The 237-nt window shown below is 43.9% G+C and carries 1 pseudogene; it reads right to left on the minus strand.

Annotated features, from left to right (window positions below):
• Positions 1–123, minus strand: a pseudogene (locus ACT3RN_RS16385) (IS630 family transposase); the annotation flags it as partial.
• Positions 124–237 lie beyond the last annotated feature (114 nt).

Genomic DNA, 237 nt, shown 5'->3' on the forward strand with positions numbered 1-237 from the left:
TAGAGCACCAATAACGTTGGTTCGCTTTTTACCTTGCCAGTTGTAGCTATCGATACAAGGCTTACCAATCGGTGCATAACCATGAGAGCGAATGGTTTCAGCCTCAAAGCCGCTTTCGTCCATATATACAATGGGGTAGCCTTGCTGCTTAAAGTGCTCAAGCTTATTCTGATACGCCGCTCTTTTGATCGGACAGGCTTTTGGATGTTCTAAGGTCTTTTTTTTGACTGATACCTA

The sequence above is a fragment of the Psychrobacter sp. AOP5-GZ1-6 genome (genome assembly GCF_052376345.1).
Classification (GTDB): Bacteria; Pseudomonadota; Gammaproteobacteria; order Pseudomonadales; family Moraxellaceae; genus Psychrobacter.